Here is a 15,799-nt window from a genome sequence, read left to right on the forward strand (position 1 = left end):
GTGGATGGGGAGGGGGTAGATGGACACTCACTCGTTCACTCCCTTACTCCTCACTCTCCAGTATTATCTTGGCCTCTTGCAGCCGCTCCAAATGGTGTTCTTCTAGCTCGGGGTAGGCCAAGTCTAGGGACTTGAGCTTTTGGCGAATAAAGTTGGCTACCGTCATCCGCATAAACCACTTGTGGTCAGCCGGGATCACGTACCACGGTGCCCAGTCGGTGCTGGTGTGGGTAAGGGCGTCTTCATAGGCAGCTTGGTAGTCGTCCCAGTGGCTGCGTTCCTCAGCGTCGGAGACCGAAAATTTCCAATTTTTGTCGGGGCGATTAATGCGCTTTAGAAACCGCTGCTTTTGCTCCTCTTTAGAGACGTTGAGAAAAAACTTCATCACCAAGATGCCGTTGTTAGTCAGGTATTTTTCAAAATTGTTGATGTCTTCAAACCGCTGCTGCCACAGGTGTTTGCCCCTGACGTTGTCGGGCAGCTGCTGGTTGTTTAAAATCTCAGGATGCACCCGCACGATCAGCACCTCTTCGTAGTACGAGCGGTTGAACACGCCGATTTTGCCCCGCTCGGGTAGGGCTTTGCTGGCGCGCCATAGGTAATCGTGGTCGAGTTCTTCACTGGAGGGCTGCTTAAAGCTGACCACATGGCAGCCCTGGGGATTAATGCCCGACATCACGTGCTTGATGGTGCTGTCTTTACCCGCCGCATCCATCGCCTGAAAGATCAGCAGTAGGGCATAGGTATTTTGGGCATAGAGCACATTTTGGCAGCTGGCCATTTCTCCAATACAGTGCTGGAGATTTTTTTTGGCTGCTTTCTTGTTGAAACCGCCGGTAAAGCCAGAGTCAAAGTCTTTTAGATTGACCTTGCTGCCGGGCTTGACTAGCATTGCGTCTGGATTTAGAGCTTCCAGAAAAGAGTCATAGTCCATGGAGGAGGTTTTAAAGGGCATCTCCTTCAGGTAAACGCGTTTTAGGTGGAGTTACCAAGGATTTAATAAACGTTTAGGGTAAAAGGAGCCGGGTAGAAGGGTGGATGGGGAGAGGGGTGCTGCTGTGGAATCAAAGGAGTGAGCGGTAATGGTAGGGGCTTATTTTACGGGATGTGCGGTGTGGGCATTTAAGGACTGGGTGGGCGATTTTTACCCCAAAAGCAGTAAAGCGGGGGATTTTTTGCGGCTGTATGGCGATCGCATGACCGCCGTCGAGGGCAACACTACCTTTTACTCCATGCCCGATGCTAAAACCATCGATCGCTGGGCCGCTACGATGCCGCCAGGATTTCGGTTTTGCCCCAAGCTGCCCCGCGCCTTTTCCCACCAGGGCAAGCTGGTGCCCTTTATCGAAGCATCCCACCGCTTTTTGCAAACGCTGATGCCGCTGGGCAATCGACTGGGGCCATTGTTCATTCAGCTGCCGCCCACCTACAGCCCCGAGCAGCTGGCCGACCTGCGAGAATTTTTGGCCCGTTGGCCTCGGCAGCAGCACCCGATCGCAGTAGAAGTACGCCATCTCGACTGGTTTGCCGCACCCCACGCCACCCGCCTCAACCAAACGCTCACCAGCCTGGGGGTAGGTCGGGTACTGCTCGATACGCGCCCCATCTACGACTGCATCAATACCCCCGACGACGACCCTCAGATTGGCTCCGAGCGCAAAAAGCCCAGGGTGCCGCTCCAGCCCGAGGTGACGGCGGCGTTTACGATTATTCGCTACATCAGCCATCCCGACCTGGCCTACAACCAGCCCTATTTTGACGAATGGGTGCCCCGGCTGTACCAGTGGCTAGTGGCAGGTACCGATGTCTACTTCTTCGCCCACTGCCCCCAAGAGGCCAAGTCTCCGGCGGTGGCCCGCGAGGTTTACCACCAATTGCAGCAGGCGGGCGTCGAGCTACCCGAGCTGCTGTGGGATAGGGCTGAACGACAAAGGGCTGAGGAAGATACATCCTCAGCCCAGCTCAGTTTATTTGGTTGATAGAGTTTTTTAAAAAAAGCCGTACTACCGACGGCGGGCGACTAACCCTAGTCGTTTTCCCAGTCTTCGCGGCCCATGAGATCGCCTACGCGATCGCGCAGCAAAAAACCAGAAGACTCTAGCTCTGTTTCTACCAACGCCCACTCGCGGGCGGGAATGTGGCGGCAGAGGGTATAAATGGGCTGTTGACGGCTAACTACACCCTTTTGAACTAGCTGTCGAGCCTCGTCACGGATGATGTCGATGGAATAGTGGAGGGACTGAAGCATACCTAAACCCAGTAACGACGGAGAAGCTGCATGAGACAAAAGTCAAACAAGCCAGACAAGAATCTTTAGATTCCGTATCCCAGTTTACTGATAGTTTTTAGGGTTTGGCTAGCAGCTTGGCTTATTTTCGCCTTAATCTTTGGGCCATGCCATTAACAAATGCTGTAATTTTGCCATTACCACACTCTCGACTGTAACAACCCTGTAATATGTAATTTTCGCTAGATTCAATGCAATTACTGCACAATGCCCCGCCAAGCCTGCATCGCTTTTGACTAGCTTGGGGTTTTAGACTGCCAGCATAGGAGCTGCAGAGCTAGGGTTTGACGTTGCAACCCGTTAAAATTTTCGGAATCACCCCGCTCCATTGGGTAGCCTATTACTAGGGCCACCGCTGGTACTACGCCGATCAGCGAACTAGCAGCATTAGCTTTAACCAAGGCTGCATCGGCACACCCAGCACCGTAAATCCCCACCGGGAGGACAGGTCATGAGCGTGACCAACGAACTCTTTTCCCGAGCCAACGATTTGTGCCGCCGCCGCGCCTATGAGCAGTGGCATCGGGGGCAGAGCAAGCAGCAAATTTTGCGATCGCAGGTCGGCTTCCAAACCCTGCCCTCGACTCGCCCATCCATCTGTCAAGGCTGCACCAATTACCATGGCATTGCCTACGGTACCAGTCGGGCTAAGCGTTGTACCCTGGTGTGCGCGATGCACCCCTACGGCTGGCAGGGGGGTGGAGGCTGTCCTGATTGGCTAGGCGATAGCTAACACATTTGACCTTAGCTATCGCCTAGCTCGCTACCCCCTCAACACCCCTCGCAGTCGCTGACTCACCGCATCGACCCCAATGGTCAGCACCACAAACACCGCCAGGGTCACCATCACGCCGCTGTAGTCAAAGCTGCTGATTTGCTCGGTGAGCAGGCGACCGAGCCCACCGGCACCGACCAGGCCTACAATCACAGTTTCGCGCAGGCACACCTCCCAGCGGTAGAGGCTGTAGGCCAAAAAACGGCCCAGGTTTTGGGGCAAAATGCCGTAGGCTACGACTGCGCCGGGGCCAGCGCCCAGGGAAGTAAGGGCGCGGACGGGGCGATCGTCCAGGTTTTCGTTGACCTCAGCCATCAGGCGGCCCAAAATGCCGAAGTTGTGCAGGGCCAGGGCCAGCGCCCCCGGCAGCACCCCTGGGAACAGCACAAACAGCAGCACCAGCGCCCAAATCGGGGCGGGAATGGCGCGGCTGACCAGCAGCACCAGACGACTGAGGCCCAGCAGCGTAAAGGCTATCCAGGCAGAGCCGCCGCGCTGACCCACAGGGTGCAGCAGCCCCCCCGGCAGCCAAAAGTTTTGGGCCGCAGGCAGCGAGAAGAGGATGCCGCCGAGGCTGGCCAGGGCGATCGCCACCATTGACATTGCCACCGTGAGCCAGGCGAGCTGCGCTAAAGTCACCACCTCGGCCCAGGTTGGCAGCGGTGGCCAGCTGGTGCCCAATAATTCTCCCAACAGCCGCTGGGTGCGCGTCGACCACAGCACCGCCACATCGAGCTGTAAGAACCACCAGCTCAGGGGCACCGCCAGCACCGCCCCGATCCACGACAATCGCAAAAACCCGTCCTGGCTGGGGGCTCTAGCACCCGATCGTGCGGTACCGCCCGGTTTGCGGTTGATGTCGAGGCGGCTGGTAAAGCCCATGCGGCGGCGCACCAGAGCGCTCCAGGCATCGACTGCGCCATTGAGAATAATTAGCGCGTAAAACCCGGTCCACAGCTGCTCGTAGCGCAGCGATTGCAGACTGAGAAAAATCTCGTAGCCCAGCCCCCCAGCCCCGATAATGCCCAGCACCGCCGAGGCCCGCAGCGAGCACTCAAACCGGTAAAAGGTATAGGAGAGCAGGTTGGGTAGAGCCTGGGGCAGCAGGCCGTAGATCAGGGCAATGATCGGCGGCGTTCCGGCATTGAGCAGGGCATATAGAGGCTCAGGGGGCGTTTCATCTAAAATTTCTGAAAAAACCTTGGCCACGATCGCCCCAAACGGAATCGCGATCGCCAGCACTCCCACGACGGGGTCAAGCCCCAGCACCTGCAACAGCACCAGCCCCCAGATCAGCTCGTGGATGGCGCGGGGAAAGGCCAGCAGCCCCCGCACCCCAAACCAAAGGTTCTGGCGCAGCCCCCATTTGTCCTGCGGCAGCAGCGTTTGCCACCACACCGCTGAGGAGAGCAGCCCGCCTACCAGCCCTAGCCCAATGCTACAGACTGTACCCAACACCGCGTAGGCCAGGGTAACTAGGGCCGCGCGGCCCATCAGCGCTACAAACTCGGGGCTGAGGTCGGGTCGCAAACTGGCTACCAAAAACTCGCGCAGCTGCGGCCAGCCGCCCCAGTTAATCAGCTCTGCGCCCGGTCGCCCCAGTCCCGCCTGGTACGCGGCCAGTCCCAGAGCGAGCAAAACCCCTAGAGCGCTGGCTGTTTTTGGGTTCCAGAGGCTCGGGCGCAGCGGTATGGTGATAGTCTGTTGGGTGTCAACCATGTTCAGGTCGTCACGGTGCCATGGACGTTATGCCCCAGCCTCACAATTATCTTTTGCCCAATGCTCTGCTTCAAAGTACGGCTCAGCCCCTATCTATAGACACGATCCTACGCCCCGTTAGTCTAGACACAGGGCTAAACGCAGGGGATGGGTTCAGCGGCTATTTTACCGGAGTTAATCTACCCGGTGTGGCCGGGATGGCTGGAATGGCGGTAACCCCTGAGGCCTTATCTCCGGTGCTGGCTCAGCAGTTTGACCAAGATATCCTCGGCGATATGGTCAGCGTTTGGAATAACTTTGTCGAGTCGGGCCAGCTTTGGGCACTGCTCTTTGGCATTGTGCTTGGCTACTTTATTCGCAATCTGACCGCCTTTTAAACGCCCTCCCATGGAAACACCCCCGCCCCAGACCTGGAGCCAGCGCTTTGAAACGGCGCTGCACCCGGCGATCGCGATCTTTAACGCCAGCATTGGCTTCGACATTCAGCTAATCGAGTACGACCTGACCGGCTCGGCAGCCCACGCCAAAATGCTGGTTAAAACCGGCATCCTCAGCCCTGAGGAAGGCGAGCAGATTGTGAATGGCCTGGAGACCATTCGTCAGGAGTACCGCTGCGGCAGTTTTGCCCCCGGCGTTGAGGCCGAAGACGTACATTTCGCCGTCGAGCGGCGGCTGACCGAGCTGATTGGCGACGTGGGCAAAAAGCTGCACACAGCCCGCTCGCGCAACGACCAGGTGGGCACCGATGTGCGCCTTTACCTGCGCGCCCAAATTGAAGCAATTCAGGGGCAGCTGCGCCAGTACCAGCAGACCCTATTCGGCCTAGCCGAAGCCCATGTCGAAACCCTGATCCCCGGCTATACCCATTTGCAGCGCGCGCAGCCGCTTAGCCTGGCTCACCATCTGCTGGCCTATTTCGACATGGCCCAGCGCGATTGGGAGCGGCTCCAAGACGTTCAAAAACGGGTGAACATTTTACCCCTGGGCAGCGGCGCGCTGGCGGGTACCACGTTCCCCATCGATCGCCAGTATGCGGCCGAGCTGCTGGGCTTCGAGCGCGTCTACGGCAACAGCCTGGATGGGGTGAGCGATCGCGACTTTGCGATCGAGTTTGCCTGTGCGGCCAGCCTGATTCTGGTGCACCTGTCGCGCCTGTCCGAAGAGATGATTCTCTGGGCCTCGGAGGAGTTTAGCTTTATTACCCTCAGCGACAGCTGCTCCACCGGCTCCAGCATTATGCCCCAGAAGAAAAACCCCGACGTGCCCGAGCTGGTGCGGGGTAAAACCGGGCGCGTGTTTGGCCATTTGCAGGGGCTGCTGGTGATGATGAAGGGGCTGCCTTTGGCCTACAACAAAGATCTGCAAGAAGACAAAGAAGCCCTGTTCGACACGGTGCAGACGGTGCAGGGCTGTCTAGAAGCGATGACCATTCTGCTGGCGGAAGGGGTCACCTTTCGGGTGCCGCGCCTGCGTCAGGCCGTCAACGAAGACTACTCCAACGCTACCGATGTGGCCGACTATCTGGCCACCAAGGGCGTGCCCTTCCGCGAGGCCTACAACCTGGTGGGTCAGGTGGTGAAGACCTCGCTGGCGGCGGGCAAGCTGCTGCGGGAGCTTACTCTCGACGAGTGGCAAGCGATTCATCCTGCCTTTGAAGAGGATATTTATGCGGCGATCGCCCCTCAGCAGGTAGTCTCGGCCCGCAACAGCTACGGCGGCACCGGCTTTGAGCAGGTGCGCCAGGCCCTCCAGCGGGCGCGGCAGGCGTTGGGAGAAGGGTAATGATTAGCCTCTGCATGATTGTGAAAGACGAGGCCGGTAGCCTGGCCCATACCCTGGCGAGCGTGCAGGGCGTCGTGGGTGAAACTATCGTGGTCGATACTGGCTCGACCGACGACACGGTGGCGATCGCCCAAGCCCACGGAGCTAAGGTCTACAGTTTTGCCTGGGTCAATGACTTTGCTGCCGCCCGCAACGAATCGCTGCGCCACGCCACGGGTGACTGGGTGCTGGTGCTCGATGCCGACGAGGTGCTGCTGCCCGCAACCGCTCAGGTTCTCCAGGCCCTCGATCGGGGCCAGCCGCTGGGAAATGTGGCTGCCGCCGACGTGCTGGCGGTGAATTTACTGCGCCTGGAGCTGAAGGCACCCCAGTCCCCCTACACGATGACTACCCGGTGCTTTCGCCGCCTGCCCGAAATTAGCTTTAGCCGTCCGTACCACGAAACTGTAGACGACAGCGTGGCGATTTTGCAGGCGCAAAACCCTCGCTGGCAAGTCGTTACCCTGGCCGAGGTCGCCCTGCACCACACCGGCTACGATCCTCTGGTGGTGGTGCAGCGGGGCAAGTTCGATCGCGCCCGCACCATGATGGAGGCCTACCTGGTCGACCATCCCGATGACGCCTATTTACTGAATAAACTGGCCGCCCTCTACGTCGAGTCTGACCAGGCTGAGGCCGCCCTACCCCTGCTCGATCGCGCTCTAACCCAGGCTGACACCCTAGATGAACTGACCCGCTACGAACTGCACTACCACCGCGCCCTGGCCCTGGCCAGTCAGCCAAGTGAAGCCGCCAGCGACTATCAGGCAGCTCTAGCCCAGCCGGTGCCGCCTCAGCTCAAGCTGGGCGCGTGGATTAATTACGGTAGCCTCAAGAAAGCTCAGGGCGATTTTGAAGCCGCTGTTGACTTGTTTCAGCAGGCCGTTGAGGCCGACCCCACCCTGGCCGTCGCCCATTACAACTTGGGTACGGCTCACCGGGCTAGGGGCTACCTCGACGAGGCGATCGCTGCCTACTGCAGCGCGATCGACCTCGACCCCCACTATGCTGCAGCGCACCAAAACTTGGCTGTGGCCCTGTTTAAGCTGGGGCAACTGCCCGAGGCACTGCAGTCCTTCCGGCGATCGATCGCCCTTTACGAGGCGATCGATCCGGCTACTGCCGCCAGTCTGCGCCAGGGAGTGACAAAACTCGGTATTCCCCCAGAGCTGTTAGCTCAGGCAGGGCTAGTGTAAATGAGTGGCGCGGCTAAGCCGCGCTCTGCTTAGTTACTTAGAGTAGCGGGCATCATTCCAATCAAAGCCACCCTCTGAAGAGGAATTACCTGAAGAAGACGGGTGCGACTTTTGCCACGACACGTCAGAACCGTAAGTGCCCGGTCGCCAATAGTGGCCTTGATTACCGTCGGCCTGCTCACCGTTTGTTGTTTCAGAAGGGCCACCCCGGTAGCGGGTGCGGTGAGAGGTATCGGTGCCGTTGGCGGCGGTGGGAGAGGGTTGCTCGCCCCGACGGCTTAGCACTGTTCGCAGGCGAGTGATGGCCCCATCCCAGGTGAGGTCAGGCTGTCTAAGAATGTCTCTCAAGGCGTTGAGTGCAACGTTGGCAGCTTCGTTGTCTTGCCCACGCAGGGGCTCAGAGGAGCGAATGGGGTCTACCTGTACCGCCGCAAAAGCCTGACGCACAGCGCTTTTAATCTGATTGTGCAACTCTCGGCCAGCTTTTTCATACTGGTGCTGCCACCCCTTCTCACTGGAGGCATAGAGCGATGGTAAACGGTTGAGGGCATAGGTTTCGACCTCTACCCGCTTCAGATACTTCAGCACGCGGGGGTGCATGGTCTTGAGCTGCTTCTCTACCTCTTCGGTAACGAGGAGCTCCATAGCATTCATGTAGCTATGTCTGGGAACATCGTGAGCGACTTTCATAACCAACCCCATTTCTATTGAATAAATTGGCGAACCCCGGTAGAACCGGCCCGCCATAACGATGCTCCTAATGGGTCACCAACGGCGTTAGTCCCAAACCTCAAGGACCACAACCAGAGGTAAACGGGACAAGGTGGCTGGGGAGCAGCGTACTGCCTAACAACAGTATGCCCGAATGGATTCCGGAAACTTACGGAAATTGTTCGGTGGCTAGCTACAACCTGACCTGGTGAATATGCCTAATTGGCCTATCTAGCTATACTGACAAAATAATATGGATCCTCGCAACCGTAGTCATCAAAACTTCAACGGCTTGTTTCAAAGATTCATACCATAGGACTAGAATTGGGGGAAGAGGGTTTCCCCCCTTCCCCAGACTTGACCCGTTTTACAGGGTCAGTAGTTCGGTCGGTAGCCGCTTAAAGGAAAGCCGCTCATTTTCGACATCGACGTAGATCGTGTCGCCCTCGCCAAACTCACCGCGCAGAATAGACTTGGCAATCTGAGTCTCAAGCTCTCGCTGGATCGCCCGCTTGAGGGGGCGAGCCCCATAGACGGGGTCATAGCCCACCTCGGCTAAGAAGTCGAGGGCTGCTTCACTGAGCTTGACGGCCATCTTGCGATCGGCCAGCCGCTCTTCGAGCCGGACTACTTGCAGCTTGACAATCTCGCGCAGCTGCGACTTGAGCAGCCCGTGGAAGATGATCATTTCATCGACTCGGTTGAGAAACTCGGGCCGGAAGTTGCCTCGCAGCGCCTCCATCACGCGAGCCTTCATTTCGTCGTAGCGGCTGTCGTCGCCCGCCACGTCGAGAATGTACTGGGAGCCGATGTTGCTGGTCATGATGATGATGGTGTTTTTGAAGTCCACCGTATGGCCCTGGGCATCGGTGACGCGACCATCGTCAAGAATTTGCAGCATGACGTTGAAGACATCGGGGTGCGCTTTCTCAATTTCATCAAAGAGAATGACCGCAAAGGGACGGCGACGAATGGCCTCGGTGAGCTGACCGCCCTCGTCGTAGCCGACGTAGCCCGGAGGGGCACCGATCAGGCGCGAGACGGCGTGCTTTTCCATGTATTCCGACATGTCGATGCGCACCAGCGCCTCTTCGGTGTCGAACAGGTAGGCGGCCAGGGCCTTGGCCAGCTCGGTTTTACCGACCCCGGTGGGGCCAAGGAATATGAAGCTGGCGGTGGGGCGGTTGGGGTCAGCCAGGCCAGCCCGCGATCGCTGAATCGCATCGGCTACCGCCGTCACCGCTTCCTCTTGACCAATCACTCGCTCGTGCAGCTCGTCTTCGAGCAGCAGCAGCTTCGCCATTTCCGACTGCACCAGCTTGCTGACTGGAATGCCGGTCCACTTGGAGATGATTTCGGCGATGTCTTCCTCGGTCACCTCTTCGCGCAGCAAGGTTTTGCCGGTGGTCTGGGTATCGGCCAGCTGGGTTTCGGCGGTTTCGAGCTGGCGCTGTAGCTCGGTGAGCTTGCCATACTTAAGCTCGGCGGCCCGGTTGAGGTCGTAGTCGCGCTCGGCCTGCTGAATCTCAATGTTGACCCGGTCGATGTCTTCTTTGATCGCTTGAATGTGGTCAATGATGTCTTTTTCAGACTGCCATTGAGCATTGAGGGCGCTCTGCTGTTCTTTGAGGTCGGCCAGCTCTTTCTCGATTCGCTCTAGGCGCTCCATTGAGGCGGCATCGCTCTCTTTTTTCAGCGACAGGCGCTCCATTTCGAGCTGGAGGATCTTGCGATCGACTTCGTCAAGCTCCTCGGGTTTGGAAGTGATCTCCATTTTGAGCTTGGCGGCGGCTTCATCGACCAGGTCGATGGCTTTGTCGGGCAGAAAGCGATCGCTGATGTACCGAGTCGAGAGCGTGGCCGCCGCTACCAGGGCACTATCGGAGATTTTTACCCCGTGGTGCGTTTCGTAGCGATCTTTGAGGCCACGCAAAATCGAGATCGTATCGGGCACCGTGGGCTGGTCGATATATACCTGCTGGAAGCGGCGCTCCAGGGCGGCGTCTTTTTCAATGTATTTGCGGTACTCGTCGAGAGTGGTCGCGCCAATGCAGCGCAGCTCGCCGCGAGCCAGCATGGGCTTGAGCAGGTTGCCTGCATCCATGGCACCCTGGGTCGCGCCCGCGCCGACAACGGTGTGAATTTCGTCGATAAAGAGAACAATTTGCCCTTCGGAGTCGGTGACTTCTTTCAGCACCGCTTTCAAGCGCTCCTCAAACTCGCCCCGGTACTTGGCTCCGGCAATCAGCGCCCCCATGTCGAGAGCGATCAGCTGGCGGTCTTTGAGCGACTGGGGCACGTCGCCGTTAACGATGCGCTGGGCCAGACCTTCGGCGATCGCGGTTTTGCCCACCCCTGGTTCGCCAATCAGCACCGGATTATTCTTGGTGCGCCGCGAGAGAATCTGAATCGTGCGGCGAATTTCGTCGTCGCGGCCAATCACCGGGTCGAGCTTGCCCCGGCGGGCGGCATCGGTGAGGTCGCGCCCGTACTTTTCGAGCGATTGGTACTTGCCTTCAGGGTTTTGGTCGGTCACTTTCTGGGTGCCTCGAATGTCTTGAATAACCTGCTTGAGCTTGGCTTCACTCAGCCCCAAATCTTGAAATAGGGATTTGCCAAAGCGAGTATCGCCAGGGTAAGCCAGAATGATGTGCTCGATGGAAATATACTCGTCGCCGTAGTCTTTTTTGGACTTGTCGGCGCGATCGAGCAGGCTATCGAGCGACTTGCCTAAATAGACAGACGACCCGCTGCCTGAGACTTTGGGCTGGCTATTGATAAAGGCTTCGGTGCGATCGCGCAGCACCTGACCGTTGACGCCCAGCTTGGCAAAAATACTGTTGGCCAGACCGTCTTGGTCGAGCAGCGCCAGCAGCATGTGATCGCTCTCAATCTGCTGCTGCTGAGACTGCTTGGCAACATCCTGCGATCGCACAATGGCATCCCAGGCTTTTTCAGTAAATAAATTTTGGGTGGGTTGCATAGGCTCCGCTCTCCGGTGTTACTCCATAAAATCTCTGTATGGTTGCATTGTAGAAAGACTGGCCTGCTTAGCAGGGTCGGTGTTTACGATCGTTCTCAGGCGGGTTGCCGTCTATGGTTCTTCTATTGCTAAAATCTCTGCCCCCCACTGTTTGAGCGTTTGCAATACCCTGTACAGTTCGTTACCCGGATTGATTAACGAGAACAACCGAGAATTAGCATATTGAGCCGTAGGCTGCCGGGTAGCTTTGAGAAACAAAAACTCATTACCATTCGTAATTAGACCAAACGTTGGATCAGTCAATTTGGGATTACTTAGCATGCAGGCCAAGGCTTGGGGAATGGCCCTCGTCACCGCAAAATCGCTGCGCTTGGACTCAATCACCAAAAGCCAAAACTGTTCTTTTAAGACCAGCACATCAATGCGCCCTCGAATGACAATGCCGTCATCCTCTAGCTCAAGATCGATGCTGGTTTCAGTTTCAATCCGAAAGGGCTTGCGGTAAAACCCGGCTAAATCTAGCAGAGGAGATAACACCACCATCTTGACGCTATTTTCTAGCATGGGTGGATCTTCCATCAATGCCGTGAAATTCGCTTTGACGCGATCGAGCAGCTGTTGTTCGGCCTCACTCAAAGGAGGCATGTCTTGCTGCCACTCGTCAAAAAAGGCGGGATCTAAGGATTGCTGTAACCCCAGCGCCTGTTTGAGATCGCGCAGGGTGGCTGTATTTGCCGCAATGGTCTGCACCATAGTCCATTCGCCCAGAGGTTATGCCAATTCTAACCGTAACGAGCAGGCCTCAAGATCGCTAGGGATCCTGAGGCCTGCTGGTGAGGGTTCAAGGGATACCGACTCGTCACCTAGATAAGTAGATCTGATTATCTATAAGACGCATTTCGACTCCGCTCAATGCTCGATCCGTTGCTGGGCAGAGGGTTGAGCGGAGTCGTTCACGAAGTGTCTCCCGAAGGGAGAAAACCCAGAAACTTAAGCTGGGTTTAATTTGACCCTTCTACTTACCAGGGTCGCCAGTTGCCCCAGTCTTCGTTGAAGATTGAGGTGTTGGGGAACTTCGTCGGGTTACCGCTGGCGTCTATTTCGGCCCTCAGCTGGTCGAGCAGGGGCTCGCGGCTGGGCAAATTATCCACCAGTTCGTAGGGCAGCACCCCATTGCGCAGTGAGAAGTCAATGGTGTGGGCAGCGGCGGCCCCCACCGACCATTCAAACGAGTGCACCCGGTAGGCGGCGGCGGCGATGGTGCTGGCGGCAATGCTCTTGCTGGCCACCAGCATGTTGTCAACCCGCTGAGGAATCATCGCCCGCAGCGGAATTTGGGCCGGGTAGGCCTGGCCGTGGGCTTGGCGCACGCCGGGGCGCTCGATGTTGCCGGGCTTTTCGGCCGGATACTCAGCCATACAGGGGTGAAAGTCGATCGCATACTGGGCAATGCCTACGGTGTCGGGGTAAAGGCGCGATCGCTGCCGAATCGGAAAATCATTGGGGTTGGCATCGGGCTCAAAGGTGCTAACCGTATCTAGCCCCGCCAGGTAGCGCCGTAGCGAAGTGTAGGTTTCCTCATCCAGGTTTTGCTGGTAATAATCGGAGGCAAAGTCGTTCCACGAAAAGTCGATTTCGCTAATCATGAACCCGTTCTCGTAGCCGTAGGCGGGGCGACCAATGATGCGCCGGGCCTCGCGAATGTAGGGGTACTTCGACAATCCATGGGCCGTACCCATCGGTGAATCTAGCCCTTGCAGATAGACGTTGTAAGGTTCAGGCTCTTTGTAGGTATCGGGAATTTGCGAATCGGTGGTGCCGGTGGTCAGCCAGTAGAAATAGCCGATCGCATTTTCTTCACCCTTGCGCAGCGTGTCGGCTCGCAGTCCCCCCAGCCAGCCGCCTGGCTCTAGCTGACCGCTGGCCGCTAGCTGATCTTCGGAGAGAATCAGATTATCCAGATTGGTGCCGGGGCGATAGTCGTTGCCCCAGGTCCAGTTCTGCATTGAAATATCGCCAACCCCAGGGCGGGACACCCCGGCAATGTTGCCCTCAGCTCGGGGCGAGGCATTCCACAGCCGCCGATAGGTAAACACAAAATCGAAGTGGTCTTGGGCGGTTTTGAGCGAGTCGCGCTCGCGCTCCCAGCTGTAGTAGGGCTGGTAGATGCTGTAAAACTCAGGAATATCGTAGGTTTGCGGCTCGGCGGTGCGCTCCATCGCAAAGGTGTAGGTGAAGCCCTGGGTGCAGTAGGGGTCGCGCTCGACCACGGGCGAGGATGGGTTTAGCGGTGACTTGGGATCTAGCCCCAGCTCGTAGGGCACATCGGCCAACACAATCAGCTCGCCGGTCTCGGTGGCCTCGACTACAAACCAGTCCACTCGACTGGGGGCAGCATTCTCACCGCCCTCTAGCTCAATGCCTGCGGGCACAAACTGAATAATCTCTTTGGCCAGTCGGGCCGAGTCGTCGTAGGTGTAGGCGTCTTCAATGATGTTGGAGAGAAAGTCGGTATTGAGGGGGGCAGTGCCCGGTGCAGGGCTGTGGCGAATGGCAATCACTTCGTCAATGTGGGTGCTGTCGGCGTTGAGGCTGAGGTCTTTGACGACAGTATTGGGAAACCACTTCAGTTCGCCGCCGCCCTCGCGCTCGGCCTCGGCCAGCATCTCCATCAAAATGGCGTTGGCATCGGCGGGCAGAAAGCAGGTGGCGCTAACCCAGCAGTTGCCGGGGTTGAGTTTGCCGTACTTGCGCTCCACGCGATCGCGCAACTCCTTGTACCCCCGCGAGTAAAACAGCTGGTTACGCTGCTCCCGCGACTCATCTAGCGCCGTGGTGCCCTGGGAGGAGATCTGCCCGCCTACCCAGTCGGTTAGCTCGGTCATACAGACGGTGTGGCCCATCAGCAGGCTTTCGTAGGCGGTTGCTGTCCCGGCCAAGCCGCCGCCGACAATCAGCAGTTCGCACTCTACGACCTGGTCGGGAGTGCGAGGCACCTGGGCCACGCGGGACGCGACCGACTCTTGGGCGCGGGCGTTGCCAATGGGAAGAGGTATAGAGCCAGCGACCAGGGTTGAGGCTAAGAGGGGAGCCGTAAGGGCGCGAAAGAATCGTTTCATAGCAAACCAAAAGGGGCGAATCGATTGCACCCTCTAGCTTATCGGCTGATCGTAAGGTTCCGCTATAGGTAGCGAAAGGTTGCAGAGCTGGGGAAAATGGGTGAGATCTGGTGGGAGGTGGGTGTAGTGGATGCGATCGCCTACCGAGACCTGCGCCTGCAAGCTTTAAAAGAGTCGCCAATGGTGTTTGCCTCTAGCTATGAACAGGAAGCGCAGCTTTTGTTGAGCGACTTTGCCACCCGACTGCGCCCTAGCCCAAGTGCTGCTAACGGTATTTTTGGCGCTTTTAGCGATCGCAATCACCTCATTGGCATGCTTGGGTTTTCGTGGGAGCATCGCCCCAAAATGGGTCAACAATTGGTGTTAGGTCATCCTATTCACAGTTTGTTTTGCTGCGTTAGCCCGATTAGCTTGCGCTTACGACCGTGCTGGTTGAGCAGTGTTTGGTAGTAGCGAGACCAATCTGCCACTTGCCCCAGGACGTGGTAAGCGGCCTTAACGCGTTTCAGCCAGGCCACCGCGTTGTCATAATACTTGGCCTTACCCTCATCCATAATCGATTCGGCGCGGGGGAGGGCATTGTCAATCACCCACTGGCTGTGGGTGGCAACGACGGTATCCATCACTCGTAAAACGAGCTGACTATGGTAGCTGCTTAGGCCCGAGGCTACCGCGATCGCATCCTCTAGCAGCCCTTCATGGAGAAAAATATCGATCTGGGCCTGCTCTAGCCCCCACGTTTGACTGGTGCGCAGGTTTTGCAGCAGCGTCTCTTGAACGGCAAGCCAGTCGGTCCCAGCTAGCATTTCGACCTTTTGGTAGTCCTGAAGCGACGGTTTGGCTTTGAACGCCAGGATGCGAGCCTCCAGGGCGGCACTGGTGTTGCCCATGCCTTCCGCCAGGTCACTGGTCCAGGTGGCAAAATCAAAGGCCATGTAGGAGTTGTTTTGCTCGAACCGGAGCCCTTGTAGAGCAATGTCTAAGGCCTGGGAAAGTTGGTTTTGCGATCGCAGCATCTCAGCCAACGCCTTGGCCTCGCTCAGGGTAGTCATTTGGCGTTGGGCAACGGTCATTGCCTGGTCAACCCGTCCCAGCTGCCCCAGCATAGTCAAATACTGCTGGGTCTGCCCTTCGGCCTCAGCCAGGTGCAGATATTCCTCGTAGCGTTCCTGCCGAGCCAAAGCAGTT

General features: G+C 57.6%; 14 protein-coding genes. 6 read left to right on the plus strand and 8 right to left on the minus strand.

Going from position 1 to position 15,799, the window contains the following annotated elements; all coding sequences use genetic code 11:
• Window positions 1-43: 43 nt before the first annotated feature.
• Window positions 44-934, minus strand: coding sequence for a polyphosphate kinase 2 family protein (locus tag IQ273_RS00005; RefSeq protein WP_194020876.1), 891 nt, complete (start codon window positions 932-934; stop codon window positions 44-46).
• 148 nt (window positions 935-1,082) lie between these two features.
• Between IQ273_RS00005 and IQ273_RS00010 the strand changes: the two genes are divergently transcribed.
• Window positions 1,083-1,979 carry a DUF72 domain-containing protein gene (locus tag IQ273_RS00010; RefSeq protein ID WP_194020878.1) on the plus strand — a complete coding sequence of 299 codons (897 nt, stop codon included), beginning with the start codon at window positions 1,083-1,085 and terminating at the stop codon, window positions 1,977-1,979.
• Between the two features lie 47 nt (window positions 1,980-2,026).
• Here the strand turns inward: IQ273_RS00010 and IQ273_RS00015 are convergent, their stop codons facing one another.
• Window positions 2,027-2,248, minus strand: coding sequence for a DUF4327 family protein (locus IQ273_RS00015; RefSeq protein WP_171973034.1), 222 nt, complete (start codon window positions 2,246-2,248; stop codon window positions 2,027-2,029).
• Between the two features lie 490 nt (window positions 2,249-2,738).
• Between IQ273_RS00015 and IQ273_RS00020 the strand changes: the two genes are divergently transcribed.
• Window positions 2,739-3,020 (plus strand): hypothetical protein, encoded by a 282-nt coding sequence (locus tag IQ273_RS00020; RefSeq protein WP_194020880.1) that lies wholly within the window; start codon window positions 2,739-2,741, stop codon window positions 3,018-3,020.
• Between the two features lie 30 nt (window positions 3,021-3,050).
• Here IQ273_RS00020 and IQ273_RS00025 read toward each other — a convergent pair whose 3' ends face one another.
• Window positions 3,051-4,781 (minus strand): ABC transporter permease, encoded by a 1,731-nt coding sequence (locus IQ273_RS00025; RefSeq protein ID WP_194020882.1) that lies wholly within the window; start codon window positions 4,779-4,781, stop codon window positions 3,051-3,053.
• A 29-nt stretch (window positions 4,782-4,810) separates the two neighbouring features.
• Here IQ273_RS00025 and IQ273_RS33445 point away from each other — a divergent pair, with 29 nt between their 5' ends.
• Genes IQ273_RS33445 through IQ273_RS00040 form a run of 3 tightly spaced genes read left to right on the plus strand, consistent with a single transcriptional unit; the run spans window position 4,811 to window position 7,798 of the window.
• Entirely contained in the window at window positions 4,811-5,158 is a 348-nt protein-coding gene (locus IQ273_RS33445; RefSeq protein WP_228052172.1) for a hypothetical protein, read from the plus strand.
• 10 nt (window positions 5,159-5,168) lie between these two features.
• Complete coding sequence (gene argH, locus IQ273_RS00035) at window positions 5,169-6,563, plus strand: argininosuccinate lyase (protein WP_194020884.1); 1,395 nt, start codon at window positions 5,169-5,171, stop codon at window positions 6,561-6,563.
• The gene (locus tag IQ273_RS00040; protein WP_194020885.1) at window positions 6,563-7,798 is read left to right on the plus strand and encodes a tetratricopeptide repeat protein; all 1,236 of its coding nucleotides are present in this window, start codon (window positions 6,563-6,565) and stop codon (window positions 7,796-7,798) included. The genes argH and IQ273_RS00040 overlap by 1 nt, the downstream gene beginning before the upstream one ends.
• A gap of 33 nt (window positions 7,799-7,831) precedes the next feature.
• Here the strand turns inward: IQ273_RS00040 and IQ273_RS00045 are convergent, their stop codons facing one another.
• The 4 genes from IQ273_RS00045 to IQ273_RS00060 all read right to left on the minus strand — a co-directional run bounded on the left by IQ273_RS00045 (window position 7,832) and on the right by IQ273_RS00060 (window position 14,611).
• Window positions 7,832-8,443 (minus strand): late competence development ComFB family protein, encoded by a 612-nt coding sequence (locus IQ273_RS00045; protein WP_194020887.1) that lies wholly within the window; start codon window positions 8,441-8,443, stop codon window positions 7,832-7,834.
• 433 nt (window positions 8,444-8,876) lie between these two features.
• Window positions 8,877-11,492, minus strand: coding sequence for an ATP-dependent chaperone ClpB (gene clpB, locus IQ273_RS00050; RefSeq protein WP_194020889.1), 2,616 nt, complete (start codon window positions 11,490-11,492; stop codon window positions 8,877-8,879).
• A 111-nt stretch (window positions 11,493-11,603) separates the two neighbouring features.
• A complete protein-coding gene (locus tag IQ273_RS00055; protein WP_194020890.1) occupies window positions 11,604-12,245 on the minus strand; it encodes a type I restriction endonuclease in 642 nt (213 codons plus the stop codon).
• 266 nt (window positions 12,246-12,511) lie between these two features.
• Window positions 12,512-14,611 carry an FAD-dependent oxidoreductase gene (locus IQ273_RS00060; RefSeq protein ID WP_194020891.1) on the minus strand — a complete coding sequence of 700 codons (2,100 nt, stop codon included), beginning with the start codon at window positions 14,609-14,611 and terminating at the stop codon, window positions 12,512-12,514.
• Window positions 14,612-14,707: 96 nt separating this feature from the next.
• On the opposite strand from IQ273_RS00060, the gene IQ273_RS00065 reads away from it, so the two are divergent.
• Window positions 14,708-15,061 (plus strand): hypothetical protein, encoded by a 354-nt coding sequence (locus IQ273_RS00065; RefSeq protein ID WP_194020892.1) that lies wholly within the window; start codon window positions 14,708-14,710, stop codon window positions 15,059-15,061.
• Here the strand turns inward: IQ273_RS00065 and IQ273_RS00070 are convergent.
• Entirely contained in the window at window positions 14,989-15,792 is an 804-nt protein-coding gene (locus IQ273_RS00070; RefSeq protein ID WP_194020893.1) for an SWIM zinc finger domain-containing protein, read from the minus strand. The genes IQ273_RS00065 and IQ273_RS00070 overlap by 73 nt on opposite strands.
• Window positions 15,793-15,799 lie beyond the last annotated feature (7 nt).

The organism is Nodosilinea sp. LEGE 07298, assembly GCF_015207265.1.
GTDB lineage: Bacteria > Cyanobacteriota > Cyanobacteriia > Phormidesmidales > Phormidesmidaceae > Nodosilinea.